General features: G+C 63.7%; 25 protein-coding genes and 1 pseudogene. 14 read left to right on the plus strand and 12 right to left on the minus strand.

All coding sequences use genetic code 11. The annotated features are described in order from the left end of the window. Positions 1-19: 19 nt before the first annotated feature. From mrdA to ACZ9A3_RS20475, 5 genes are read right to left on the minus strand one after another with little or no spacing between them, the layout of a single operon-like run. Positions 20-1909 (minus strand): penicillin-binding protein 2, encoded by a 1890-nt coding sequence (gene mrdA, locus ACZ9A3_RS20455; RefSeq protein ID WP_045199872.1) that lies wholly within the window; start codon positions 1907-1909, stop codon positions 20-22. A gap of 16 nt (positions 1910-1925) precedes the next feature. Beyond that, complete coding sequence (rlmH, locus tag ACZ9A3_RS20460; RefSeq protein WP_045199875.1) at positions 1926-2393, minus strand: 23S rRNA (pseudouridine(1915)-N(3))-methyltransferase RlmH; 468 nt, start codon at positions 2391-2393, stop codon at positions 1926-1928. Between the two features lie 9 nt (positions 2394-2402). Beyond that, a complete protein-coding gene (rsfS, locus tag ACZ9A3_RS20465; RefSeq protein ID WP_476253064.1) occupies positions 2403-2828 on the minus strand; it encodes a ribosome silencing factor in 426 nt (141 codons plus the stop codon). A 45-nt stretch (positions 2829-2873) separates the two neighbouring features. After that, complete coding sequence (nadD, locus tag ACZ9A3_RS20470; protein WP_050990013.1) at positions 2874-3524, minus strand: nicotinate-nucleotide adenylyltransferase; 651 nt, start codon at positions 3522-3524, stop codon at positions 2874-2876. Positions 3525-3561: 37 nt separating this feature from the next. Beyond that, positions 3562-4833, minus strand: a complete 1272-nt coding sequence (locus ACZ9A3_RS20475; protein WP_476253065.1) for a glutamate-5-semialdehyde dehydrogenase — start codon at positions 4831-4833, stop codon at positions 3562-3564. A gap of 184 nt (positions 4834-5017) precedes the next feature. Between ACZ9A3_RS20475 and ACZ9A3_RS20480 the strand changes: the two genes are divergently transcribed. Together ACZ9A3_RS20480 and ACZ9A3_RS20485 are read left to right on the plus strand one after the other, a co-directional pair. Continuing rightward, positions 5018-5710 carry a DNA-3-methyladenine glycosylase gene (locus tag ACZ9A3_RS20480; RefSeq protein WP_195885116.1) on the plus strand — a complete coding sequence of 231 codons (693 nt, stop codon included), beginning with the start codon at positions 5018-5020 and terminating at the stop codon, positions 5708-5710. A gap of 4 nt (positions 5711-5714) precedes the next feature. After that, positions 5715-7031 (plus strand): bifunctional DedA family/phosphatase PAP2 family protein, encoded by a 1317-nt coding sequence (locus tag ACZ9A3_RS20485; protein WP_045199883.1) that lies wholly within the window; start codon positions 5715-5717, stop codon positions 7029-7031. Between the two features lie 4 nt (positions 7032-7035). Here ACZ9A3_RS20485 and ACZ9A3_RS20490 read toward each other — a convergent pair whose 3' ends face one another. Genes ACZ9A3_RS20490 through ACZ9A3_RS20500 form a run of 3 tightly spaced genes read right to left on the minus strand, consistent with a single transcriptional unit; the run spans position 7036 to position 8711 of the window. Beyond that, a complete protein-coding gene (locus tag ACZ9A3_RS20490) occupies positions 7036-7626 on the minus strand; it encodes an LON peptidase substrate-binding domain-containing protein (protein WP_093379175.1) in 591 nt (196 codons plus the stop codon). A 9-nt stretch (positions 7627-7635) separates the two neighbouring features. Next, positions 7636-8352 (minus strand): LrgB family protein, encoded by a 717-nt coding sequence (locus ACZ9A3_RS20495; protein ID WP_045199887.1) that lies wholly within the window; start codon positions 8350-8352, stop codon positions 7636-7638. Next, positions 8349-8711 (minus strand): CidA/LrgA family protein, encoded by a 363-nt coding sequence (locus ACZ9A3_RS20500; protein ID WP_045199889.1) that lies wholly within the window; start codon positions 8709-8711, stop codon positions 8349-8351. Before ACZ9A3_RS20500 ends, ACZ9A3_RS20495 begins: the two co-directional genes overlap by 4 nt. Before the next feature lie 158 nt (positions 8712-8869). Here ACZ9A3_RS20500 and ACZ9A3_RS20505 point away from each other — a divergent pair, with 158 nt between their 5' ends. The 3 genes from ACZ9A3_RS20505 to ACZ9A3_RS20515 all read left to right on the plus strand — a co-directional run bounded on the left by ACZ9A3_RS20505 (position 8870) and on the right by ACZ9A3_RS20515 (position 11815). Continuing rightward, the gene (locus tag ACZ9A3_RS20505; RefSeq protein ID WP_045199890.1) at positions 8870-9325 is read left to right on the plus strand and encodes a MaoC family dehydratase; all 456 of its coding nucleotides are present in this window, start codon (positions 8870-8872) and stop codon (positions 9323-9325) included. 88 nt (positions 9326-9413) lie between these two features. Further along, complete coding sequence (locus tag ACZ9A3_RS20510) at positions 9414-11147, plus strand: C13 family peptidase (protein ID WP_093379172.1); 1734 nt, start codon at positions 9414-9416, stop codon at positions 11145-11147. Positions 11148-11173: 26 nt separating this feature from the next. Beyond that, positions 11174-11815, plus strand: a complete 642-nt coding sequence (locus ACZ9A3_RS20515; protein ID WP_045199893.1) for an oxidoreductase — start codon at positions 11174-11176, stop codon at positions 11813-11815. Between the two features lie 68 nt (positions 11816-11883). Here ACZ9A3_RS20515 and ACZ9A3_RS20520 read toward each other — a convergent pair whose 3' ends face one another. From ACZ9A3_RS20520 to ACZ9A3_RS20535, 4 genes are all read right to left on the minus strand, one after another. Then, positions 11884-12171, minus strand: a complete 288-nt coding sequence (locus ACZ9A3_RS20520; protein WP_093379169.1) for a YceK/YidQ family lipoprotein — start codon at positions 12169-12171, stop codon at positions 11884-11886. After that, positions 12168-12797, minus strand: a complete 630-nt coding sequence (gene ubiX / locus ACZ9A3_RS20525) for a flavin prenyltransferase UbiX (RefSeq protein ID WP_476253066.1) — start codon at positions 12795-12797, stop codon at positions 12168-12170. The genes ACZ9A3_RS20520 and ubiX overlap by 4 nt, the downstream gene beginning before the upstream one ends. Next, complete coding sequence (mpl, locus tag ACZ9A3_RS20530) at positions 12794-14143, minus strand: UDP-N-acetylmuramate:L-alanyl-gamma-D-glutamyl-meso-diaminopimelate ligase (protein ID WP_195885117.1); 1350 nt, start codon at positions 14141-14143, stop codon at positions 12794-12796. The genes ubiX and mpl overlap by 4 nt, the downstream gene beginning before the upstream one ends. A 66-nt stretch (positions 14144-14209) precedes the next feature. Further along, positions 14210-16132, minus strand: a complete 1923-nt coding sequence (locus ACZ9A3_RS20535; protein ID WP_476253067.1) for a sigma-54-dependent Fis family transcriptional regulator — start codon at positions 16130-16132, stop codon at positions 14210-14212. 266 nt (positions 16133-16398) lie between these two features. Between ACZ9A3_RS20535 and exaC the strand changes: the two genes are divergently transcribed. From exaC to ACZ9A3_RS20580, 9 genes and pseudogenes are all read left to right on the plus strand, one after another. Next, entirely contained in the window at positions 16399-17919 is a 1521-nt protein-coding gene (gene exaC / locus ACZ9A3_RS20540) for an acetaldehyde dehydrogenase ExaC (protein ID WP_123565105.1), read from the plus strand. Between the two features lie 110 nt (positions 17920-18029). Then, a pseudogene (gene eat, locus ACZ9A3_RS20545) lies at positions 18030-19477 on the plus strand (ethanolamine permease). A 51-nt stretch (positions 19478-19528) separates the two neighbouring features. Beyond that, positions 19529-20923, plus strand: a complete 1395-nt coding sequence (locus tag ACZ9A3_RS20550; protein ID WP_476253068.1) for an ethanolamine ammonia-lyase subunit EutB — start codon at positions 19529-19531, stop codon at positions 20921-20923. 11 nt (positions 20924-20934) lie between these two features. After that, positions 20935-21759, plus strand: a complete 825-nt coding sequence (gene eutC / locus ACZ9A3_RS20555) for an ethanolamine ammonia-lyase subunit EutC (protein ID WP_093379147.1) — start codon at positions 20935-20937, stop codon at positions 21757-21759. Between the two features lie 94 nt (positions 21760-21853). After that, on the plus strand, positions 21854-22312 hold the full coding sequence (locus ACZ9A3_RS20560) for a GNAT family N-acetyltransferase (protein WP_093379143.1): 459 nt from the start codon (positions 21854-21856) through the stop codon (positions 22310-22312). A 211-nt stretch (positions 22313-22523) separates the two neighbouring features. Next, on the plus strand, positions 22524-23174 hold the full coding sequence (locus ACZ9A3_RS20565; protein WP_038998563.1) for a DedA family protein: 651 nt from the start codon (positions 22524-22526) through the stop codon (positions 23172-23174). A 9-nt stretch (positions 23175-23183) separates the two neighbouring features. Continuing rightward, the gene (locus ACZ9A3_RS20570; RefSeq protein WP_093379141.1) at positions 23184-23999 is read left to right on the plus strand and encodes a M90 family metallopeptidase; all 816 of its coding nucleotides are present in this window, start codon (positions 23184-23186) and stop codon (positions 23997-23999) included. Between the two features lie 91 nt (positions 24000-24090). Further along, on the plus strand, positions 24091-24618 hold the full coding sequence (gene ppa, locus ACZ9A3_RS20575) for an inorganic diphosphatase (RefSeq protein ID WP_007933577.1): 528 nt from the start codon (positions 24091-24093) through the stop codon (positions 24616-24618). Between the two features lie 168 nt (positions 24619-24786). Next, the gene (locus tag ACZ9A3_RS20580) at positions 24787-25497 is read left to right on the plus strand and encodes a LexA family transcriptional regulator (protein ID WP_093379139.1); all 711 of its coding nucleotides are present in this window, start codon (positions 24787-24789) and stop codon (positions 25495-25497) included. The last annotated feature ends 218 nt before the right edge of the window (positions 25498-25715 follow it).

A 25715-nucleotide genomic window follows, 5' to 3' on the forward strand; every position in this document is an offset into this window, starting at 1 on the left:
ATGCGATCGAAATTGTTCTTCACTGGGCCGATTCCTGAACGACGGTGGCGGGAGCGAACTCGGATTTGAGCCGGCCATGCTCGTCGAGCAACCAGGCGTCCATTACCTGACGCATCACCGGCGCCGCGACGCGGCCACCCGCTTCGCCGTTTTCGATCATCACCGAAACCACGATCTTCGGGTTCTCTGCCGGGGCGAAGCCGACGAACAGGGCGTGGTCGCGGTGGCGTTCCTGAACCTTGTTGCGGTCGTACTTCTCGCCCTGCTTGATCGCTACCACCTGGGCGGTACCACTCTTGCCGGCAATCCGGTACTGGGCACCGGCGGCGGCGGCGCGGGCGGTACCGCGGGCGTTGTGCATCACCTGCTCCATGCCATGGGTGACCCTGGCCCAGTCGGACTTGTCACGCAAGACGATGTCTTCCATCGGGTTCTCGTCCACCGGCGGCTGGCCTTCGATGGTCTTGGCCAGGTGCGGACGGTTCCACTTGCCCTTGCTGGCGATCAGGGCGATGGCCTGGGCCATCTGCAGCGGCGTGGTCTGCATGTAGCCCTGGCCGATACCGAGGATCAGCGTCTCGCCCGGGAACCAGGCCTGGCGGCGGGTGGCGCGCTTCCATTCGCGAGTCGGCATCAGGCCGGCGGACTCCTCGAACATGTCGAGGGAGACTTTCTGCCCGAGGCCGAACTTGTTCATGTAGCTGGACAGACGGTCGATGCCCATCTTGTGCGCCAGGTCGTAGAAGTAGGTGTCGTTGGAGCGCATGATCGCCAGGTCGAGGTCGACCCAGCCGTCGCCGCTGCGGTTCCAGTTGCGGTATTTGTGGTCATAGTTGGGCAACTGGTAGAAGCCCGGGTCGAACACCCGGCTGCTGGCGGTGACCACACCACTGTCGAGTCCGGCGATGGCCACTGCCGGCTTGATGGTCGAACCCGGCGGGTACAGGCCACGCAGCACGCGGTTGAACAGCGGTCGGTCGATCGAATCGCGCAGCTCGGCATAGGCCTTGAAGCTGATGCCGGTGACGAACGGGTTGGGGTCAAAGCTTGGCTGGCTGACCATCGCCAGTACTTCGCCGGTATTTGGGTCGAGTGCGACAATGGCGCCGCGGCGCCCGCCCAGCGCGGCCTCGGCAGCTTCCTGCAGCTTGATGTCGAGGCTCAGGACGATGTCTTTGCCGGGGATCGGGTCGGTGCGCTTGAGCACCCGCAATACCCGGCCACGGGCGTTGGTCTCGACCTCTTCGTAACCCACCTGGCCGTGCAGTTCCGGCTCGTAGAAGCGCTCGATGCCGGTCTTGCCGATATGGTGGGTGCCGCTGTAGTTGACCGGGTCGAGGGTCTTCAGCTCTTTCTCGTTGATCCGCCCGACATAACCGACCGAGTGAGCAAAGTGCGCCCCCTGCGGGTAATGGCGCACCAGTTGGGCGACCACCTCGACGCCGGGCAGGCGGAACTGGTTCACCGCAACCCGGGCGATCTGCTCTTCGGTCAGTTCGAACAGGATCGGCACCGGCTCGAACGGCCGGCGGCCCTGGCGCATGCGCTTTTCAAACAGGGTGCGGTCGTCCGGGGTCAGCTCGAGCACCTCGACGATCACATCGAGTACCTGCTGCCAGTCGCCGGAGCGCTCACGGGTCATGGTCAGGCTGAAGCTTGGCCGGTTATCGGCGACGATCACCCCGTTGCGGTCGAAGATCAGCCCGCGAGTCGGCGGAATCGGCTGCACATGCACCCGGTTATTTTCCGACAGGGTCGAGTGATAGTCGTACTGGATCACCTGCAGGTAATACAGGCGGGCGATCAACACGCAAATCAGCAGGACGATCGCCACTGCACCGACCACGACGCGGCTACGCACCAGACGGGCGTCTTTCTCGTGATCCTTGAGGCGAATCGGCTGCGACATTGAAAAGGCTTAAGGCTTATTTGTGGTAGGGGTGCCCGGACAATACGGTCCAGGCGCGGTACAGCTGTTCGCCGATCAGTATCCTTACCAACGGGTGGGGCAGTGTCAGCGGCGACAGCGACCAGCGCTGCTCGGCCCGCGCACAGACTTCCGGCGCCAGCCCTTCGGGGCCGCCGACCATGAAGTTGACGGTACGCGAATCCAGCCGCCAGCGGTCCAGTTCGACCGCCAGTTGCTCGGTACTCCAGGGCTTGCCATGGACCTCCAGGGTGACAATCCGTTCCCCTGGCTGGACCTTGGCAAGCATGGCCTCACCCTCCTGACGGATCAGGCGGGCGACGTCGGCATTCTTGCCCCGGGTATTGAGCGGTATTTCCACCAGCTCCAGCGACAGCTCCGCGGGCAGGCGCTTGGCATATTCATGCCAACCGTCCTCGACCCACTTGGGCATGCGCGAGCCGACCGCGATCAGACGCAGACGCACGAGCCTTCCTTATTCCCGATCTTTCAGCTTATCTGCAAAGTCGTGGGTGTTTTCCGGGCTGTGGTGCTTGCCATCGGCGGCACGGCTCTGCTCGGCACCCATCCACAGACGCTCAAGGTCGTAGAACTGACGGGCAGCGGCAGTCATCATGTGGACGATGACATCATTCAGGTCCAGCAGTACCCAGTCGCTGTCGCCCTTGCCTTCTTCGCCCAGTGGCTGCACGCCCTTGGCCTTGACCTGCTCACGGACCTTTTCCAGCATCGCGCTGATCTGGCGGTTGGAGGTACCGGTGGCGATGATCATGTAGTCGGTCAGGCTGTGCTTTTCTTTTACGTCGATAATCTGGATGTCCTGGGCCTTGACGTCTTCCAGGGCGGACTTGGTCAGTTCGACCAGCTCTTCGGCGCTGACGTTGTGTTTTTGCTTGGTCATATAAAACTCATTCAACTCTATAGTTTGAGGCGCTTCTCAGCACCCTCAGTTCGGCGCACGGTAAAGGTTGTGCGCATCGATGTAGGCCAGTACTGCGTCCGGCACCAGAAACCGCACCGACTTGCCGCTGGCCAGCAGCTGTCGGATCTGCGTGGCTGACACCGCAAGCGGCGTCTGCCAGACGAATGCAATATTCCCGGCAGGCCCTTCAAGGGCCTGCGGATCACTGACCGAACGTGCGGCCAGCAGGTTGCGCAAGGCATCCGGCGGCTCGACGTCGGCATCCGGGCGTTGCAGCACCAGGATGTGACAGTGTTGCAGCAATTCTTCCCAACGGTGCCAACTGGGCAGGCCGCAGAACGCGTCCCAGCCCAGCAGCAGAAACAGCTGCTCTGAGGCGGCCATTTCGGCACGCATCAGTTCCAGCGTTTCGATGGTGTACGACGGCTTGTCACGGGCCAGTTCGCGGGCATCGACCGACAGCGTAGGCACGCCCTGAACCGCGCACTGGACCATCGCCAGCCGGTCCTGGGCCGACACTTGCGGCGTATCACGGTGCGGCGGGCGGGCGTTGGGCATCAGCCGCAGCTCGTCGAGCGCCAGCACTTCGGCGACCTCCAGCGCACTGCGCAGGTGTCCGATGTGCACCGGGTCGAAAGTCCCGCCGAGCACGCCGATGCGCCGGGCGGGCGACATCGTCGAGACTGGGGCGAGCGGTTTGCGCTCGGCCAAGTCAGAGCGACTCCTGTCCGCGCAGCTGACCGTCGCCGATCACCACGTATTTTTCGCAGGTCAGGCCTTCCAGGCCAACCGGGCCTCGGGCGTGCAGCTTGTCGGTGGAAATCCCGATCTCCGCGCCCAGGCCGTACTCGAAACCGTCGGCAAAGCAGGTCGGGGTGTTAATCATTACCGAGGACGAATCGACCTCGGCCACGAACTGGCGAGCCTGCGCCTGGTGTTCGGTAACGATGGAATCGGTATGGTGCGAGCCATAGCGATTGATGTGTTCGATGGCCTGGTCCAGACCGTCCACTACGCGGATCGACAGAATCGCCGCGAGGTATTCGGTGTTCCAGTCCGCTTCGGTCGCTGGCAGCGCCTCGATGATTTTCAGCGTGCGCTCACAACCGCGCAGTTCGACGCCTTTTTCCCGAAATTGGCGGGCCATTTCCGGCAGGAACTCGGCCGCGACCGACTGATCGACCAGCAGGGTTTCCATCGCCCCGCAGATGCCGTAGCGGTAGGTCTTGGCGTTGAAGGCGATGCGCCGGGCTTTGTCCAGCTCGGCGTGCTCAGCCACATAGACGTGGCAGATACCATCGAGGTGCTTGATCACCGGCACCCGCGCGTCGCGGCTGATGCGCTCGATCAGGCCCTTGCCGCCACGCGGCACGATGACGTCGACGAACTCCGGCATGCTGATCAGCGCGCCGACCGCTTCGCGATCGGTGGTTTCGACCACTTGCACCACCGCCGCCGGCAAGCCGGCCTCGGCCAGGCCGCGCTGGATGCAGGCGGCAATGGCACGGTTGGAATGGATGGCTTCGGAGCCGCCGCGCAGGATGGTGGCGTTGCCCGACTTCAGGCACAGGCTGGCAGCGTCGATCGTCACGTTCGGACGCGACTCGTAGATGATGCCGATTACCCCCAGCGGCACCCGCATCTTGCCGACCTGGATACCCGATGGCCGGTAGCTCATGTCGCGGATCGCGCCGACCGGGTCCGGCAGGCTGGCCACCTGGCGCAGGCCGACGATCATGCCGTCGATGCGTGCCGGGGTCAGCGCCAGGCGCTCGAGCATGGCCGCTTCCAGGCCATTGGCGCGGCCAGCAGCGAGGTCCAGCTCGTTGGCGGCGGTCAGCTCGGCGCGGGCAGCGTCCAGGGCGTTGGCGGCGGCTTGCAGGGCGCGGTTCTTTTGCGCAGTGCTGGCACGGCCGATCACGCGCGACGCCGCGCGGGCAGCGCGACCCAGGCGGGTCATGTAGTCAAGAACGGACTCAGTCATGGGCTCAGTGGTCTTGGCGAAGGGGAAAATCGGATGATTATAACTGTCGTGTGGCCCCACGCCCAGCGGTGACAGGCGGATGGTCGAAAAGAGTGCCGGCCCCTCGCTTCATAATGGCCATTCAGGGTTGGTTAAGACAGAAATTGCTATCATCGCCCACCTGTCCACCCGCGAACCTGCCCGCATGCCAGACTCCGCCCCCTGCCCGCCCAAGGCCCTGCCCGACAGCTTCTTCGACCGCGACGCTGGCGAATTGGCCAGGGCCCTGCTGGGCAAGGTCATCCGCCACCGCCACGGTCCGTACTGGCTGGCGGCACGGATTATCGAGACCGAGGCCTACTACCTCAGCGACAAGGGCAGCCACGCTTCGCTCGGCTACACCGAAAAACGCCGGGCGCTGTTTCTCGACGGCGGGCACATCTACATGTATTACGCCCGCGGCGGCGACTCGCTGAACTTCAGCGCCCACGGGCCGGGCAATGCGGTGTTGATCAAATCGGCCTACCCCTTCGTCGATGCCTTGTCGGATGACAACAGCCTGGCACAGATGCAACTGAACAACCCTGACGCCAGCGGCCAGGCGCGCCCGCCCGAACGCCTGTGCGCCGGCCAGACCCTGCTGTGCAAGGCCCTGGGCCTGAAAGTGCCGCACTGGGACGGCAAACGCTTTGATGCCGAGCAGCTGTTTGTCGAGGACTGCGGTATCAAAGTGAAACAAATTATCCAGACCACCCGCTTGGGGATTCCCCACGGCCGCGATGAACATCTGCCCTACCGTTTCGTCGACGCCGACTTTGCCCGCCATTGCACACGGAACCCGCTGCGCCGGGGCCAAGTCGAAGGCCGGGACTACTTTTTACTGACACAAGGAAACTGACACGATGGGCCCATGGCTCGACAGCCTGACCACCTGGCTCAGCGCCAACCCGCAGTGGCTGGGATTAGCGATTTTTCTGGTGGCCTGCGTGGAATGCCTGGCGATTGCCGGGATTATCGTCCCCGGCACCGTTTTGCTGTTCGCCGTCGCGGTACTGGCCGGCAGCGGTGCCTTGAGCCTGGGCGAAACCCTGTTGCTGGGCTTTGCCGGTGGTTTGCTCGGCGACGCGATCTCCTACACCTTAGGCCGGCGCTTTCACCAGAACATCCGCCGCTTGCCGCTGCTGCGCCACCATCCGGAATGGATCGGCAGCGCCGAAACCTACTTTCAGCGCTATGGTATCGCCAGCCTGCTAGTCGGGCGCTTCATCGGCCCGCTGCGGCCGATGCTGCCCATGGTCGCCGGCATGTTCGACATGCCGCTGCCGCGTTTTATCGCCGTCAGCCTGCTGGCCGGGGCCGGTTGGGCAGTGGCTTACCTGCTGCCGGGCTGGGCAACCGGCGCGGCCATGCGCCTGCCGTTGCCGGAAGGCTTCTGGCCACAGGCTGGGGTAGTGATGGGCGGCCTGGCGGTGCTGGTCGGCCTGAGCATCAACAGCAGCCTGCGCAGCATGCGCCGCGGCACCCGGCTGATTGCCGGGATGAGCTTGCTGGCCCTGACCGGGCTGTTTCTCGGCTGGCCATACCTGACCCAGTTCGACCAGGGCCTGATGACCCTGATCCAGGAGAACCGCAGCCGCGCCATCGACGGCACGGTGGTGCTGATCACCCGCCTCGGCGATTTCCGAACCCAGTTCTTCCTCGGCGGCCTGCTCACCGGCCTGTTATTGCTGGCCCGCCAGTGGCGCCCGGCGATTTTCGCCGGCAGCACCCTGATCGGCACGGCCCTGGCCAATGGCAGCCTCAAGTGGCTGTTTGCCCGGGCGCGCCCGGAGGTACTCACTGATCCGCTGACCACCTACAGCATGCCCAGCGGCCACAGCTCGGCGTCGTTTGCGTTCTTCCTGGTACTGGCGGTGCTGGCCGGGCGCGGGCAGCCGCCGCGCATGCGCCTGACCTGGATCATGCTGGGTTGCATTCCGGCACTGGCGATCGCGCTGTCACGGGTGTACCTGGGGGCGCACTGGCCGACCGACATCCTCGCCGGCGCCATGCTCGCCTGCTGCGTGTGCGCTACCAGCCTGACCCTGACCCAATACCGGCAACCGCTCACCGCCCTGCCGCTACGGGTCTGGTGGCTGATCCTGCCGGCCTGCGTCGCCCTGCTGGCGTTCTTCGCCCTGCACTCGCTGCCGCACGCCTTGCTGCGCTACCAGTACTGAGGCATCAGGCGAACAGCTCGCCTTGCAGCCGGTCAAGCAGCGCCTGGATAGCCTCCAGGCGCTTGTGCGGTGAGTCGATGGCCAGCAGGTCGAGTTTATCTTCTTCAACGAACGGCAGCAGGTAGGCGAGCTGGTTGGCCAGGGCCTGCTGGCCCTGGACCGTCACCGGCATGCCCAGCGCCTCGACCATCGGGTGCTCGCCCAGGGCTTGCAGCAGCGCCAGCAAGTCGTGATGGTCATCTTCCAGCGGCTCGTCGGCAAGCTCCGGCAGCCACGACACATCAGCGACCAGCAACTGGTCCTTCTGCACCTCGAACGGCCCGACACGAAAGCGCCGGGTGCCTTCGACCCGAATCCCCAGCAGGCCGTTGTCCTGCTGCTGAAAATCGCGAATCAGCGCCTCGCAGCCAACCTGCGAGAAACCGCTGGGCGCAGCGCCAACCTGCTCGCCCTCAAGGATGCACACCACGCCAAAACCGCCGCCCTGCTTCATGATGCGACCAATCATGTCCAGGTAACGCGCCTCGAATATCTGCAGATCGAGAAAGCAGCCCGGGAACAGCACGGTATTGAGCGGAAACAGGGGTAACGTCATTGCAACTCCTCAAGCAACCAGGCTAACCGCCAGTGGCAGGAATACCGCCGTGGCAACCCCCATCAGGCTCATCGCCAGGGCCGCGAAGGCCCCGCATTCTTCACTTTCCTGCAGCGCTACCGAAGTACCAACCGCATGCGCAGTCACGCCTAAAGCCATGCCGCGCGCTTCAGGGCTGTGCACACCACAACGCGACAGCAGCGCCGGGCCGAAAATCGCCCCGATCACCCCGGTGATCAACACGAACACCGCCGCCAGCGCGGCCACGCCGCCAATCTGCTCGGCCACCAGCATGGCAATCGGCGAGGTCACCGATTTTGGCGCCATGGTCATCAGGATCATGTGCTCGGCGCCAAACCACCAGCCCAGCAACAGGCAGGCGCCGGTGGCGAACACCCCTCCGATTACCAGCGTAGTAAAGGTCGGCCAGAACAGCTGGCGAATGCGCCGCAGGTTGAGATAGAGCGGCACCGCCAGGGCCACGGTCGCCGGGCCCAGGAGGATGTTCATGATCTCGGTGCTTTTGCGATATTCGCTGTAAGTCAGGCCACAGCCCAGCAGTACGCCAATGACTACCAGCATCGACACCAGCACCGGCTGCAGGAAGATCCAGCGGGTTTTCTCGTAGGCCGCCAGCACCAGCTGGTAGGCGCCCAGGGTGATGCCGATGCCAAACAGCGGATGGTGAATGACGGCGTTGACGGCGCCGCTCCAGTCCAGGCTCATGGCTGCTCCTCATGGCTGCCCTGGCGGGCCATCAGCTTGTGCATCAGCACGCCGACGAACACCAGGGTGAGCAGCGCCGACAGCACCAGGGCGCCGACGATGGCCCAGAAGTCGGCGGCGATATCCGCGGCATAGACCATTACCCCCACCGCCGGCGGCACCAGCAGCAGTGGCAAGTAGCGCAGCAGGCTGTTGGCCGCCTCGCTCAGGGGCGCGCCCACCTCGCCACGCAGCATCAGGTACACCAGCAGCAACAGCAGGCCGATGATCGGCCCGGGGAGGATCGGCACCACCAGGTGATTGATCGCCGTTCCGAGCAACTGGAACAGCACCAGCCAGGTCAAACCACGCAACAGCATAAGCATCTCCTTGAGGCCTGGCGGCCATTATAAGCACGCTAACGACCGGGCTATAAGCCGATCTTCGCCGACTTGACCACTTCCTGCAGGCGTGCTGATCTTAGACTTTCGAATCTGCCGAAGTCATAACAAAACCAAAGACAATCTGGAGAGTCACAATGCCCTATGTACCTGTTGCAGAGCTTTCGCAGTACGTTGGAAAGGAACTGGGACGTTCCGAATGGCTGACCATCGATCAACAGCGCATCAACCTGTTTGCCGAGGCGACAGGCGACTTTCAGTTCATCCATGTCGACCCGGACAAGGCGGCAAAAACGCCATTTGGCAGTACCATCGCTCACGGCTTTCTCACCCTGTCGCTGATCCCCAAGTTGATGGAAGGCATTCTGGTTGTGCCTGAAGGCCTGAAAATGGCCGTCAACTATGGCCTGGACAGCGTGCGTTTCATCCAGCCGGTGAAAGTCGACAGCAAGGTGCGGCTCAAGGTCGATCTGGCCGAGGTGACCGAGAAGAAACCCGGACAGTGGCTGCTCAAGGTCACCGCCACCCTGGAAATCGAAGGCCAGGAAAAACCTGCCTATATCGCCGAACCGCTGTCGCTCTGCTTCATCTGAGCCAGGCACTGGGTGAAACCGTCCTGGCGACTGTTTCACCCCCCGCGTTCTACGGCATACTCGGGGCCTCACTTGTCCGGACCCCGCCATGCGCCCACTCGTTCCCCTTGCCCTGACCCTGCTACTGGCCGCTTGCGGTGACGGCGAACCCCTGTCGCCGCCCGATGCGCGCCTGCCCGATGGCGGCCGCTATCGGGGCGAGGTGGTCGACGGCCTGCTGCAAGGTGCCGGGCGCATCGACTACCCCAACGGCAGTTGGTACAAGGGCAACTTCCTCAATGGCCAGTGGCATGGCCAGGGTGAATGGCATGGTAGCAATGGCGAGGTCTACCGCGGCGGGTTCCAGCAGGGCCTGTTCCACGGCCTGGGCACCCTGAAAACACCGGGCAGCAGCTACACCGGTGGGTTCAAGCTCGGCCGCCGCGACGGCGAAGGCACCCTCAAGGAACCCGGCCTGCTTTACCGTGGCCAGTTCAAGGACGACCAGTACCACGGCGCCGGCCATCTCGAACTGGCTGACGGCAGCCAGTACCAGGGCCTGTTCGCCCGCGGCAAACCCAATGGCGAAGGCATCCGCAGCGACGCCAGCGGCAACCAGTTCAGCGGCCGTTTCGTCAACGGCCAGCTCGAAGGCAGCGGTACCTTCAACAGCGCCGAAGGCGACCAGTACATCGGTGCCTTCCATGACAACCGCCTGGAAGGCCGCGGCCGTTACGAAAACACTGATGGTGACGTGTGGATCGGCCAGTTCAAGGACGGCTCGCTCAGCGGCAAGGGCGAGCTGATCGGCAGCGACGGCAGCCACTACAAGGGTTATTTTCGCGACTGGCGGTTTTCCGGTAACGGGCGCCTACAGTTGCCGGACGGCAGTGTCTATGTCGGCGGCTTCGAGAACGACACCTACCAGGGCAACGGCCGCCTGACCCTGCTCGACGGGCGCAATGAAAGCGGCCAGTGGCTCAATGGCCAGCGCGTGCGCGACGAGCACGGCAAACTGCTGCCCGACCCGCTGGAACTGGCGCTGCTCAACCAGGGCGGCCTGCTCGACCAAGCGCTGGCCAAGGTGCCGGCCTCGACCCCGGACATCGAACTCTACAGCCTGGCCCTGGGGGGCGATGGCAAACAGAGCGTGTTCCTGCGCGAGGCCGATTACGTCAGCAACATGCTCAAGAGCCGCTTTGGCGCGGTCGGCCAGATCAGCCTGGTCAACCACCGCGACCACCTCAGCGACCGGCCCATGGCCACCCGCGAGAACCTTGCCCGCGCCGTGCGCACCCTGGCCGAACGCAGCGGCCCGGAAGACCTGGTGTTCATCTACCTGACCAGCCACGGCAGCCACGAGCACGAACTGGTACTCGACCAGCCGCGCCTGCAACTGGCAGACCTGCCCGCCGATGCCCTGGCCACGACCCTGGCGCCCTTGAAAGACCGCGACAAGATCATTGTCATCTCGGCCTGTTATTCAGGCGGCTATATCGCCCCGCTCAAAGACGAGCGGACTCTGATCATGACCGCCTCGCGCGCCGACCGGGTGTCGTTCGGCTGCTCCGAAGAAGCCGACTTCACCTACTTTGGCGACGCCCTGTTCGCCCAGGCCCTGAACCAGACCGACGACCTGCAGCAGGCCTTCGAGCGGGCCAGCGCCAGCGTCTCCGAGCGCGAGGCCATTGAAGGCTTCGATGCCTCCGAGCCGCAGATCTGGGCACCCAAGGGCGTACTCGATCACTGGCAGCGCCTGCGCCAGCAACAAGCGCGCAAAGCCTTGCAAAGTGATGCGGGCAAGCAACAGGCCGAGCATGCAAAAAATGCTGGCAACCACTAAGCTGACTGTATCAAGGGAGAGACATCATGTACTTGACGCCTCAGCACATCCTGCTTGCCGGAGCCACCGGTCTTACCGGTGAACACTTACTTGATCGGCTGCTCAACGAGCCCACCGTCAGCCGCGTATTGGCCCCCACCCGTCGCCCACTGGCCGAACACCCGCACCTGGAAAACCCGGTGGGTGACCCGGCGGTGTTCCTCCCGCAACTGGCAGGTCGCGTCGACATCGCCTTCTGCTGCCTGGGCACCACGATCAAGCAGGCAGGGTCAGAGCCGGCCTTTCGCGCGGTCGACCTGGACATGGTCGTCGCCTTCGGCAAACGCGCCCGGGAGATGGGCGCGCGGCACCTGCTGGTGGTCAGCGCCCTGGGCGCCGACCGCAGATCGCCGATCTTCTACAACCGGGTCAAAGGCGAAATGGAGGCCGCATTGAAGGCCCAGGACTGGCCGCAACTGACCATCGCCCGGCCTTCGCTGCTGCTGGGTGACCGCATCGAACCGCGGATGTCGGAACGCTTGGCCGGGCCGCTGTCGAAGCTGATCCCGGGCAAGTACCGGGGCATCGAGGCCTGCCAACTGGCCAGGGCGCTGTGGCGTTTGGCGCTGGAAGAGCAGGACGGGATCCGGATTGTCGAGTCGGATGAATTGCGCCGGTTGGGCAAGTAGCAATCGCGGGGCAAGCCCGCTCCCACAGAGTGTGTGGGAGCGGGCTTGCCCCGCGATCAGGCCAGCCGCTACAACCCGCCCGTCGCCTGAAAGCCAATCCCCAGCGCGGTCAATACCGACAGCGGTAGCAGCACGGTATCAAGCAAGGCACTGCCCGGCAGGTCCAGCCCGGGATACTTCGGCGCCTCGGCGCCAAAGCGGTCAATGGCGCAACAACCGCCCTGCAACGCATACAGATCCAGGCGCGTACCGGCATATACCACCGGCGCCCCCGGTTTGGCCGCATCCAGGGTGCGCACGCTGGCGCAACCGCTAGCCATCACGCACAGCAGCATCACGCCCAGCAGGCGCTTCATTCATCCGCGCCCAGATGATGCTCGCCCCAACGCGGCAGCATGTCCTGGGGAATGTTCAGCAGGTTGAGGATCCGTGCGACAACAAAGTCGATCAGGTCGTCGATGGTTTGCGGCTGATGATAAAAGCCCGGCGCCGCCGGCAGGATCACCGCGCCCAGGTTCGACAGCTTGAGCATGTTCTCCAGGTGGATGGTCGAGAACGGTGCCTCACGCGGCACCAGGATCAACTGCCGACGCTCCTTCAGGGTAACGTCTGCAGCCCGCTCGATCAGATTGTTGCAGGCGCCGGTGGCAATCGCCGACAAGGTCCCGGTCGAGCATGGCACCACCACCATCGCCGCCGGCGCGCCGGAGCCCGAGGCGACCGGCGACATCCAGTCTTCCTTGCCATACACGCGGATCTGCCCGGCGGCAGCGCCGGTGTACTCGGTGAGGAAGGCTTGCATGGCTTGCGGTTTGGCCGGCAGCAACACATCAGTCTCGGTGGCCATCACCAGTTGCGCGGCCTTGGAGATCAGAAAATGCACCTCGCGGTCTTCGCGCACCAGGCAATCGAGCAGGCGCAGCCCATACTGCGCCCCCGAAGCCCCGGTCATGGCCAGGGTGATGCGTTCCGGCCCGCTCATTTCAGCGCCTCGGCCAGCTTGCCGTGCAGGCCGCCGAAGCCGCCATTGCTCATGATCACCACCTGGGTGCCGGGCTTGGCCTGGCTCTTGACCCGTTCGATGATCGCTTCAAGGCTGTCGGCCACCACAGCCGGCACCTTGCATTCGGCGGCGGTGGCGGCCAGGTCCCAGCCCAGGTTCGGCGGTGCGTACCAGATCACCTGGTCGGCATCGTTGACGCTCTCGGGCAGGCCATCGCGGTGGGCGCCGAGCTTCATCGAGTTGGAGCGCGGCTCGATCACGGCAATCAGCGGAGCATCGCCGATGCGTTTGCGCAAGCCGTCGAGGGTGGTGGCGATAGCGGTCGGGTGGTGAGCGAAGTCGTCATAGATGGTCACGCCCTGTACTTCAGCGACCTTTTCCATCCGCCGCTTGACGCTCTTGAACGCGCTCAATGCGGCAATACCCATGGCCGGTACCACGCCGACATGACGTGCAGCCGCCAAAGTAGCCAGGGCGTTGGCGACGTTGTGCTGGCCGGTCAGCTCCCACTCGACCACGCCCTGGGTTGCGCCTTCGAAGCTGACTTCGAAACGCGAACCGTCGGCGCTGAGCAGTTTGACCTGCCACTGCCCGCCTTCACCGGTGGTCTGCACCGGCGTCCAGCAGCCCATCTTGATCACGCGCTCAAGGGCCGGCTCGGTGGTCGGATGGATCACCAGGCCTTCGCTTGGAATGGTTCGCACCAAGTGGTGGAACTGTCGCTCGATGGCGGCCAGGTCAGGGAAGATATCCGCATGATCGAACTCAAGGTTATTGAGGATCGCGGTACGGGGACGGTAGTGCACGAACTTCGAGCGCTTGTCGAAGAAGGCGCTGTCATATTCGTCGGCCTCGACCACGAAGAACGGCGTGCCGCCCAGGCGCGCCGAGACCGAGAAATTCTGCGGCACGCCGCCGATCAGGAAGCCCGGGCTCATGCCGGCGTGCTCCAGCACCCAGGCAAGCATGCTGCTGGTGGTGGTCTTGCCATGGGTTCCGGCAACCGCCAGCACCCAGCGGCCTTGCAGCACGTGGTCGGCCAGCCACTGCGGGCCCGACACGTAGGGCAGGCCCTTGTTCAGTACGTACTCGACTGCCGGGTTGCCCCGCGACAGGGCGTTGCCGATCACCACCAGGTCGGGCGCCGGGTCCAGTTGGGCGGCGTCATAGCCCTGGGTCAGTTCGATGCCCTGGGCTTCAAGCTGGGTGCTCATCGGTGGGTAGACGTTGGCATCGGAGCCGGTGACCCGATGGCCAAGCTCCTTGGCCAGCACGGCCAGCGAACCCATGAAAGTGCCGCAAATACCGAGAATATGAATGTGCATGATCGACCTCGCAAAACGTCGAGGCAGGGTAGCCTAGGGCGCGACAAATCGCATCCTGTGTTTCGCTCAGGCGTCCCGGGCGATGCCGTGTTTGCGAAGTTTTCGATACAAGGTATTACGGCTAACCCCCAACTGCGCGGCGACATGGGTCATGTGCCAGCGCTGCTGCTCCAGCACTGCCAGCAAGGCGTTGCGCTCGGCGCTGTCCAGCAGCGACGCGGGGTTATCCACAGGTGAGGAGCTTTTGATAAGTGCCGGCGGCTGGCGAACGACCGCCGGCAGGTCGGCAAACTCGATGTGCCCCTCTTCGCTCAGCGCCACCAAGGTACGCAGGACGTTGCGCAGCTGGCGCACGTTGCCCGGCCAGGCGAAATCGAGCAACGCCCGGCGCGCCGCAGGGTCCAGGCTTACGCTTTGCTCACCGGCCTCTTCGGCCAGGATGAAGTCGAGCAACTGCGACTTGTCGCTGCGCTCGCGCAAGGCCGGCAGATCGATTTCCAGGCCGTTGAGACGGTAGTAAAGGTCTTCGCGGAAACTGCCATCCTCGACCCGCTCGAGCAAGTTGCGGTGGCTGGCGCTGATGATGCGCACGTTGACGGCCTGCGGTTCGCCGCCGATGGGCACCACCATGCGGTCTTCCAGCACCCGGAGCAAACGGGTCTGCAGGGCCAGCGGCATGTCGCCGATCTCGTCGAGCAATAGCGTGCCACCGTCGGCCTGCTGCAGCTTGCCGCGCATGCCCTCTTTGCGCGCCCCGGTAAAACTGCCGCCGCGATAGCCGAACAACTCGCTCTCGATCAGGCTCTCGGGGATCGACGCACAGTTAAGCGCAACAAACGCCTTGCTGCTGCGTTGGCTGGCCTGGTGCACGGCTTTGGCGAAGGCCTCCTTGCCGCAGCCGGTCTCGCCGCGCAGCAGCAATGGCACATCGCGTTCGAACACACGAACGGCCCGGCGAAAATCGTTCTGCAGGGCCGGATCGACCAGGCAGATACCACCGGGCTGCGAGGTTTTCGCCGGGGCAACAAACGGCGCCGCTGCCGGCGGCAGCGAACGCACCTGGCCGCGCAGACTGGCGAACAATACCCGGCCATCGCGGGTGCGTAATGGCCAACTGGTGTTGGCCTGGGCAGTGGCGCGGCTGAACAACTCATCCTGCGCACAATCGAAGAACATATCCACAGGCTTGCCGAGCACACCGCCACGGATGGTGCCCAGCAGGTTCAAGGCGCTCTGGTTGACCGCGCAGATCCGCCCGTCGCCATCAAAGGCCAGCAGCCCTTCGCTGAACATCCCTACCGATTCGGCCTGCAGATGAAAGCGCAGGAGGAACTGGTTATCGAAATAGCGCAAAAAGTAGCTGCTCTCGATCATCTTCGCCGAGAGGTTGACCAGCGCCATGGTGTGAAACTGGCTCTGGCGCGAAACATCAGCGCGGGCAGACGATACATCGAGCACCGCCAGCAACTCGCCGTGCGGGTCGAACACCGGGCTGGCCGAGCAGGTCAGGCCGGTATGACGGCCACGAAAGTGCTCATCCTGGTGGATGGTTACCGCCTGGCGCTCGACCAGGCAGGTGCCGATGCCGTTGGTACCTTCACGTGCCTCGCTCCAGTCGGCACCCAGCCACAGCCCGGCGCGCTCGAAGATGCGCCGTTCGGTAGGCGCGGTGACGCAATTGAGGATGACCCCGCGGGCATCGGTGAGCAGCACCGCATGGCCGGCACCGGACAGCTGCTGGTGCAGGCTGTTCATCTCGTTGCCGGCGATCTGCAGTACCTGCTGCAAGCGCTCGCGGCTTTCCAGCACGCGGCCGTGCTCGAGCACGGTCGGGGCCATGCTCTGGGCCGGATCCAGGTGATAGTCCTCAAGGCAACGCAGCCAGGAACGGGCAATCGACGGATCGCTGCCGGGGCCCTGTGCCAGGGCCTTACCCTGGGTCACGGTGAGGACTTGCCGGGCATGCCGGCTAAGGTGATTGCTCTGCACTTTTTATTGTTCTCCGCAGACGAGATAAGCCCAGCATCCTCCACCCGTCGGCGCAATGCAATGCTGGCTTGACCGCCGGGTCACGCTTTGTGTCAGCAACGGTACAAAGTGTCACCCAGGCTGTACCGGCGCTGCTACAGCGCCCTTCCTGCACCTGCGTAAAAACCTGCCAAGCCCTTGATTTAACTGGGGTCGGCCACACTGGCCCAACCCTTGCTCTATGCTTTACATCCTCCCCAACAAGCACAATAGCCAGGAGAAACATCATGCGTTATGCACATCCCGGTACCGAAGGCGCCAAGGTTTCCTTCAAGAGCCGTTACGGGAACTACATCGGTGGCGAGTTCGTTGCCCCAGTCAAAGGCCAGTACTTCGAAAACACCTCGCCGGTGAACGGCCAGCTGATCGCCGAATTCCCCCGCTCGACTGCCGAAGACATCGAAAAAGCCCTGGATGCCGCCCACGCCGCCGCTGATGCCTGGGGCACAACCTCGGTGCAGGCACGTTCGCTGATCCTGCTGAAAATCGCCGACCGTATCGAACAGAACCTCGAACTGCTGGCCATCACCGAAACCTGGGACAACGGCAAGGCCATCCGCGAAACCCTCAACGCTGACATCCCGCTGGCTGCCGACCATTTCCGCTACTTCGCCGGTTGCCTGCGCGCCCAGGAAGGCAGCGCCGCCGAAATCGACGGCAACACCGTTGCCTACCACATCCATGAACCACTGGGTGTGGTCGGCCAGATCATCCCGTGGAACTTCCCGATCCTGATGGCCGCGTGGAAACTCGCCCCGGCCCTGGCCGCCGGCAACTGCGTGGTACTCAAGCCGGCCGAGCAAACCCCGCTGGGCATCAGCGTACTGCTGGAGGTGATCGGCGACCTGCTGCCGCCTGGCGTGCTCAACGTGGTGCAAGGCTATGGCCGCGAAGCCGGTGAAGCCCTGGCCACCAGCAAGCGCATCGCCAAGATCGCCTTTACCGGCTCTACCCCGGTCGGTTCGCACATCATGAAATGCGCCGCCGAAAACATTATTCCGTCGACCGTCGAACTGGGCGGCAAGTCGCCGAACATCTTCTTCGAAGACATCATGCAGGCCGAGCAGAGCTTCATCGAGAAAGCCGCCGAAGGCCTGGTGCTGGCATTCTTCAACCAGGGCGAAGTGTGCACCTGCCCATCGCGAGCACTGGTGCAGGAGTCGATCTACCCGGCGTTCATGCAAGAGGTGATGAAGAAGATCAAGCAGATCAAGCGCGGCGACCCGCTGGACACCGACACCATGGTCGGCGCCCAGGCCTCCGAGCAACAGTTCGACAAGATCCTCTCGTACCTGGAAATCGCCGAGAAGGAAGGCGCCGAACTGCTCACCGGCGGCAAGGTGGAAAAACTCGAAGGCAGCCTGTCGACCGGCTATTACATCCAGCCGACCCTGCTCAAGGGCACCAACCAGATGCGCGTGTTCCAGGAAGAAATCTTTGGCCCGGTGGTGAGCATCACCACCTTCAAGGACGAAGCCGAAGCCCTGGCGATTGCCAACGACACCGAGTTCGGCCTCGGCGCCGGAGTCTGGACCCGCGACATCAACCGCGCCTACCGCATGGGCCGCGGCATCAAGGCCGGTCGCGTCTGGACCAACTGCTACCACCTGTACCCGGCCCACGCCGCGTTCGGTGGCTACAAAAAGTCCGGCGTCGGCCGTGAAACCCACAAGATGATGCTCGATCACTACCAGCAAACCAAAAACCTGCTGGTCAGCTACGACATCAACCCGCTGGGCTTCTTCTAAACGAGATACAGCGCGGCTTCGAACCCGGGCCGCGCTGGCTCGCTTCCTGCAAGACCATCACCAGACAAACCGGCACCCGCCGGTATTGATAAAAACAACAGGTGAATCCTATGCCAAGCGATCATACCGGCAGCGTGCCGGCAGGCTCTTCTGTCGACTTCGAAAAGGTCGGCTCCGACTATTTCCAACAACGTGAACTGAAAAAGGGCGCCGCCGGCTGGGTATTGCTGGTGGGCCTGGGCGTTGCCTACGTGATTTCCGGCGACTATGCCGGCTGGAACTTCGGCCTGGCCCAGGGTGGCTGGGGCGGCATGTTCCTCGCCACCTTGCTGATGGCGACCATGTACCTGTGCATGTGCTTCTCGCTGGCCGAGCTGTCGTCGATGATCCCTACCGCCGGTGGTGGCTACGGTTTTGCCCGCAGCGCCTTCGGGCCCTGGGGCGGGTTTCTCACCGGCACGGCGATCCTCATCGAATACGCGATTGCCCCGGCGGCCATTGCCGTGTTCATCGGCGCCTACTGCCAGTCGCTGTTCGGCATCGGCGGCTGGATGATCTACCTGGCCTTCTACATCATCTTCATCGGCATCCACATTTTTGGGGTCGGTGAAGCGCTCAAGCTGATGTTCATCATCACCGCCGTGGCCGCCATTGCCCTGGGCGTGTTCCTGGTGGCGATGGTGCCGCACTTCGACGTCAACAACCTGTTCGATATTGCCCAGACCGACGCCGTCGGCGCCAGCAGCTTCCTGCCGTTCGGCTATGTCGGGGTATGGGCGGCGATCCCTTACGCGATCTGGTTCTTCCTCGCCGTCGAAGGTGTGCCGCTGGCTGCCGAAGAAACCAAGAACCCCAAGCGCGACCTGCCCCGCGGCCTGATCGGCGCCATGCTGGTGCTGCTGGCCTTTGCCCTGCTGATCCTGGTGGTCGGACCGGGTGGTGCCGGTGCCGAGGCGCTCAAAGCCTCCGGTAACCCGTTGGTGGAGGCGCTGTCGAAAGCCTACGGCGGTTCGACCTGGATGGGCGGTTTCGTCAACCTGGTGGGCCTGGCCGGCCTGATCGCCAGCTTTTTCTCGATTATCTACGCCTATTCGCGGCAGATTTTTGCTTTGTCGCGTGCCGGCTACTTGCCACGCAAGCTCTCGGAAACCAATAAGAGCAAAGCGCCGGTACTGGCCCTGGTGATCCCCGGGATCATCGGCTTTGGCCTGTCGCTGACCGGCCAGGGCGACCTGCTGATCCTGGTCGCGGTGTTCGGCGCTACGCTGTCTTATGTACTGATGATGGCCGCGCACATCACCCTGCGCATCCGCCGGCCGAAAATGGAGCGGCCGTATCGCACCCCGGGCGGCATCTTCACTTCGGGCGTGGCCCTGGTGCTGGCCTGCATCGCGGTGGTGGCCGGCTTTCTGGTCGACCCACGGGTAGTGATTGGCGCCGCGGCGATTTATGCGGTATTGATTGCCTACTTTGCTTTCTACAGCCGCACCACCTGGTCGCCGGGACCCCGGAAGAAGAATTCGCCGCGATCCAGAAGGCCGAAGAGGCCCTGCACTGATCAACGCCACCTACGCCGCAGGCCAGCCCTGCGGCGTTCTGGAGAGTCTGTATGGCAAGTTTTGTTCACACGGCAGGCAACCAGACCTACCGTTTCGACAGCCTCAAGGAAGTCATGGCCAAGGCCAGCCCGGCGCGTTCGGGTGACTTTCTCGCCGGTGTCGCCGCCAGCAACGACGGCGAACGGGTGGCGGCGCAGATGGCCCTGGCCGACATCCCGCTCAAGCATTTTCTGACTGAAGCGCTGATCCCCTACGAAGACGATGAAGTCACCCGGCTGATCATCGACACCCATGATGCCAATGCCTTTGCCGCCGTCAGCCACCTGACCGTCGGCGGGCTGCGTGACTGGCTACTCAGCGAAGCCGCCGATGAAGACAGCATGCGTGCCCTGGCCCCGGGGCTGACCCCGGAAATGGCTGCGGCCGTGTCGAAAATCATGCGCGTGCAGGACCTGGTGCTGGTGGCGCAGAAGATCCGCGTGGTCACCCGCTTTCGCGGCACCATGGGCCTGCGCGGGCGCCTGTCGACCCGCCTGCAGCCCAACCACCCGACCGACGAGCCGGCCGGGATTGCCGCGAGCATTCTCGACGGCCTGCTCTACGGCAATGGCGATGCGATGATCGGCATCAACCCGGCCACCGACAGCATTGCCTCGATCTGCGCCCTGCTGGAGATGCTCGACGCCATCATCCAGCGCTATGACATCCCCACCCAGGCCTGTGTGCTGACCCACGTGACCACCTCGATCGAGGCGATCAACCGCGGCGTGCCGCTGGACCTGGTGTTCCAGTCGATTGCCGGCACCGAAGCGGCCAACGCCAGCTTCGGCATCAACCTCAATGTGCTCAAGGAGGGTTACGACGCAGGTCTGAGCCTCAACCGCGGCACCCTCGGGCAGAACCTGATGTACTTCGAGACCGGCCAGGGCAGCGCCCTCTCGGCCAACGCCCACCATGGCGTCGACCAGCAGACCTGCGAAACCCGCGCCTACGCCGTGGCCCGTCACTTCAAGCCGTTTCTGGTCAACACCGTGGTCGGCTTCATCGGCCCGGAGTACCTGTACAACGGCAAGCAGATCATTCGCGCCGGGCTTGAAGACCACTTCTGCGGCAAGTTGCTGGGCGTGCCCATGGGCTGCGACATCTGCTACACCAACCATGCCGAAGCCGACCAGGACGACATGGACATGCTCCTGACCCTGCTGGGTGTGGCCGGTATCAACTTCATCATGGGCATCCCCGGCTCCGACGACATCATGCTCAACTACCAGACCACTTCATTCCATGATGCGCTCTACGCCCGCCAGACCCTGGGCCTCAAGCCTGCGCCGGAGTTCGAAAGCTGGCTGGCGCGCATGGGCATCTTCACCCAGGCCGACGGCCGGGTGCGTTTCGGTGACAACCTGCCACCGGCCTTCCGCCAGGCCCTGGCGCAACTGGGATAAGCGAGTCGACTATGGCCAATACTCCCCAACACGACAACAGCGCCAATCCCTGGCTGGAACTGCGCCGCCTGACCCCGGCGCGCATCGCCCTGGGCCGCACCGGCACCAGCCTGCCGACCGGCGCCCAGCTGGACTTTCAGTTCGCCCACGCCCAGGCCCGCGACGCCGTGCACCTGGCCTTCGACCATGCAGGCCTGCGCCAGCAATTGAGCGAGCGCGGACGTGAAAGCCTGCTGCTGCACAGCGCCGCCGCCGATCGTCACAGCTACCTGCAACGCCCCGATCTGGGGCGCCGCCTGCACGAAGATTCAGCACAACGGCTGCGCGAACACGCCCAGGCCAACCCCGGCGGCGTCGATTTGGCCATCGTCGTTGCCGACGGCCTCTCGGCCCTGGCCGTGCATCGCCATACCCTGCCGTTTCTCGCCCGCCTGGAAGAACAGAGCGCCGCCGACGGCTGGTCGACCTCTCCGGTGGTGTTGGTCGAACAAGGCCGGGTGGCGGTGGCCGATGAAGTGGGCGAGCTGCTCGGGGCGAAAATGACCGTGATCCTGATCGGCGAACGCCCGGGCTTGAGCTCGCCGGACAGCCTCGGGCTGTACTTCACCTACAACCCCAAGGTCGGCCTCACCGACGCCTACCGCAACTGCATCTCCAACGTGCGCCTGGAAGGCCTGAGCTACGGCATGGCCGCCCACCGCCTGCTGTACCTGATGCGCGAGGCCTGTCGGCGGCAGTTGTCGGGGGTCAATCTGAAGGATGAAGCCCAGGTGCAAACCCTTGAGTCAGACACCGATACGCCGAAAAGCGGAAATTTCCTGTTGAGTAAACCTTGAGATCGTAGATTGCGCTTTCTAATTGCTTTCAGGCAGCATCTGCCAAGGCTGCCGGCGATTCGCCGCAAACTCCCATGGACCCTGAGGCCTGCTTATGCGAATCATCAAAGCAACCCTGGAACATCTGGACCTGCTTGCCCCGCTGTTCGTCAAATACCGCGAGTTCTACGGCCAGCTGCCCTACCCGGATTCCTCGCGCTCGTTCCTGAAAAAACGCCTGGAACGTGGCGAGTCGACCATCTACCTGGCCCTGCCGGACGATGACGACAGCAAACTGATGGGCTTTTGCCAGCTCTACCCGAGCTTCTCGTCGCTGTCGCTCAAGCGCGTGTGGATCCTCAACGACATCTACGTCGCCGAAGACTCCCGGCGCATGCTGGTGGCCGACCACCTGATGCGCGAAGCCAAGAAGCTGGCCAAGGAAACCAACGCCGTGCGCCTGCGGGTATCGACCAGCAGCGACAACGAAGTGGCGATGAAAACCTACGAATCCATCGGTTTTCACGAAGACACCGAGTTCAAGAGCTACATCCTGCCTATCAACTCGGACTGATCCGGGCGCAACGGCAGGCGCGACGCCTGCCGTTCACATTCATTCGACATCCGCCGCTACAAACTGCGCAGGCACAATCTGTTCGTGGCCGTATAATGCGCCTCTTCATTGTGTGTGAAACTTTACCCATCTTCCGGGTAGCGACCGTCCGCATTCGCACTGCCAGTCATCGCAAGCCCGTCGCCCGGGTCAAGAACACAAGGTGCTGTACATGGATTTCAACCCGCTGGACCTTATTCTGCATCTCGACGCTTACCTGGACCTGTTGGTCAACAACTACGGCCCGTGGATCTACGCGATCCTGTTCCTGGTGATCTTTTGCGAGACCGGTCTGGTGGTCATGCCGTTCCTGCCGGGTGACTCCCTGCTGTTCATCGCCGGCGCCGTGGCCGCAGGCGGCGGTATGGACCCGGTGCTGCTCGGCGGCCTGCTGATGGCGGCGGCAATCCTGGGCGACAGCACCAATTACGTGATTGGCCGAACAGCAGGCGAACGCTTGTTCCGCAACCCCAACTCGAAGATCTTCCGCCGCGACTACCTGCAGCAGACCCACGACTTTTATGAGCGTCATGGCGGCAAGACCGTGACCCTGGCGCGCTTCCTGCCGATCCTGCGCACCTTTGCGCCGTTCGTCGCCGGCATCGCCAAAATGCACTACCCGCGTTTCCTCGGTTTCAGCGTCGCCGGCACCGTGCTCTGGGTAGGCGGCCTGGTCACCCTCGGCTACTTCTTCGGCAACGTGCCGTTCATCAAGCAGAACCTGTCGCTGATGATCGTCGCCATCATCCTGCTGTCGCTGGTGCCGATGATCATCGGCATCGTGCGCAGCCGCATGGGCCGCAACGAAGCCAAGGTTCACTAAGCCCGGTTTATGTGGTCGCTGAGCGCCTGGCGCCGTCGCCGCACCCTGGCCCGACACCCGCTCGACCCGCAGCGCTGGCAGCGGGTGCGCGAGCGCCTGCCGATGCTCGATGGCCTGAGTGAAGAAGAAGACCAATGGCTGCGTGAAGCCTGCGTATTGTTCCTCGATCACAAGCACCTGACCGCCCTGCCCGGGGTAGAGCTGGACGGCGAGCAGCGGCTGTTTCTTGCCGCCCAGGCGCAACTGCCGCTGCTGCACCTGGGCGAGCTGAACTGGTACCAGGGTTTTCACGAAATCATCCTCTACCCCGACGACTTCGTAAGCCCCCAGCGCCATCGCGACGCCAGCGGCATCGAGCACGAATGGGACGGCGAGCACAGCGGCGAAGCCTGGCAGCAGGGCCCGGTGATCCTGGCCTGGCCTGGCGTGCTGGCCAGTGGCGGCTGGGAAGGCTACAACCTGGTGATCCACGAACTGGCGCACAAGCTCGACATGCTCAATGGCGATGCCAACGGCCTGCCGCCGCTGCACAGTGACCTGCGCGTCAGCGACTGGGCCCAGGTCATGCAAGCGGCCTTTGACGACCTCAACGCCCAGCTCGACCGCAACCCCGACGCCGAAACCGCCATCGACCCCTATGCCGCGGAAAACCCGGCAGAATTCTTCGCCGTCACCTGCGAATACTTCTTCAGCGCCCCGGACCTGCTCAACGACGCCTACCCCGCGGTGTACCAGCAATTGCGCGGCTTCTACCGCCAGGACCCGCTGGCCCGCCTGCAGCAGTTGCAGCGCCACCACCCGCATTACCAGGACGCGCAGGACTGAGCCTGCCGGACATCCGCCCGGGCGTGGCAAGCGCGCTGGAATGTGCCTATAATCGCGACCAATTTTTGGCCAAACATGGGGGCACTGCCCAATGAGCTACAGCAAGATTCCGGCTGGCAAAGACCTGCCGAACGACATCTACGTCGCCATCGAGATTCCAGCCAACCACGCGCCGATCAAATACGAGATCGACAAGGACAGCGACTGCCTGTTCGTTGACCGTTTCATGGCTACCCCGATGTTCTACCCGGCCAACTACGGCTACATCCCCAACACCCTGGCCGACGACGGTGACCCCCTCGACGTGCTGGTTGTTACCCCGTACCCGGTAGCGCCAGGCTCGGTAATCCGCGCCCGTCCGGTCGGCATCCTGAACATGACCGACGACGGCGGTGGCGACGCCAAAGTCATCGCCGTACCGCACGACAAACTGTCGCAACTGTACGTCGACGTCAAAGAATACACCGACCTGCCAGCCCTGCTGATCCAGCAGATCGAGCACTTCTTCGCGAACTACAAAGATCTCGAGAAAGGCAAGTGGGTCAAGATCGAAGGCTGGGATGGCGCTGACGCCGCCCGCGCTGCGATCACCAAGTCGGTTGCCGCTTACAAAGGCTAAGCAAGCGCTTGAGCAAAAAGCCCCGCACACGCGGGGTTTTTTTATGTCTGGCTGAAAAATTTCCTACAGCATCCTAAGCCAACGCCTGTAAACCGATCACATTCCCCGGCAAAAGAAGAACTTTGCGTTTATTTCCCGCAGCCGATAAGCCCACTAAACTCGGGCCTCATGAATACATCCGGTGATCGTCTCAAAGCGCTCCTGAGCGAGTGCAACCTGTCCCCTTCCGACTTTGCCGCGCAGCGCAAGGTTACGCCGCAGCACGTCAACAACTGGTTCAAGCGCGGCGTGCCCCTGGCCCGGCTGGATGAAATCGCCGAACTGCTGTGCGTGCGCAGCCGCTGGCTGCGCAACGGCGAAGGCCCCAAGCACCCCAACCCCTTGCCGCGCCTCAACAGCCAGGCCGCCCGCCCAGGCGTCGAAGGCCCCGATGCCAGCGCGCTGGCGGCACACAGCTACAACGACATCCAGGTGCCGTTCTACAGCATCCAGACCCGCCAGCTAAAACCGGTCGAAGACCGTTACCTGCGCCTGCCGCTGCGTGCCCTCGACGCCGTCGGCGTCGACCCGGGCGATGCCCTGTGCCTGAGCATGCCCGGGCACAACATGAGCCCGCTGCTGCCACGCGGCACCACCCTGGCCGTCGACCGCAGCCTGACCCGGGTGGTCGAAGGCGAAATCTATGCCTTGCTGCACAACGGCCGCCTGCGCATCAACAGCCTCAGCCGCCGCGCCAACGGCGCCTTGCGCCTGCACAGCCAGGACAGCGACGAATACCCCACCGAAACCTACAGCCCGGCACAACTGAAAACCCAGCGTCTGGAAGTACTGGGCTGGGTATTCTGGTGGGGCCACCTGCGCGACAGCCGCCCGGGCTGAGCACCGGCCAGTGATTTTTTGCTGGGCATCGCCGGCCAATCCCAGTATGCTACGCCGCACATTTAGCCCGACGGCCCAGCCCGTCCGCGGCCCTGGCGCGGCACCCCACAGCTTGCCCGCCACCTCCCGGCCCTAGCGCCGGAGCAACGATTTTAAGGCGGTTGCGGCTTACCAAAAATTAGCCAAGCCCGTCCCCGGAAGCCGGCCACAAGCCGGCT

The organism is Pseudomonas sp. TE4620, from assembly GCF_056279045.1.